Source organism: Streptomyces sp. BE20, assembly GCF_036322525.1.
Classification (GTDB): Bacteria; Actinomycetota; Actinomycetes; order Streptomycetales; family Streptomycetaceae; genus Kitasatospora.
Map to the genome: position 1 here is coordinate 1 of NZ_JAQYWW010000335.1, position 301 is coordinate 301.

The 301-nt window shown below is 73.4% G+C and carries 1 protein-coding gene; it reads left to right on the plus strand.

Translation table 11 applies throughout. The annotated features are described in order from the left end of the window. Positions 1-301: phosphoenolpyruvate carboxylase (locus tag PUR61_RS01800; protein WP_329874899.1), on the plus strand; the 301-nt coding region annotated here is incomplete at both ends.

Consider the following 301-nt stretch of genomic DNA (forward strand, 5'->3'; position numbering starts at 1 on the left):
AGCTCCAGCAGGCCGACCGGATCCTCGACGAGATGCTCTCCGACCCCTCCTACCGGCTGCTCGTCTCGCTGCGCGTCGTCTACCGGGCGTACCTCCTAGATCCCTCGTTCTGCTCCAAGGTCGGCGGCGTCCCCAGCTCCCTGAGGGAGATCGACCGCGACCAGAGCCGGCTGCGCGACGTCGCGCACCGGTACGGCTTCCGGCTGCGGCTCGTCCACGGCCGCGGCGGCACCGTCGGCCGCGGCGGCGGCCCCTCGCACGAGGCGATCCTCGCGCAGCCGTGGGGCACCCAGGAGGGCGA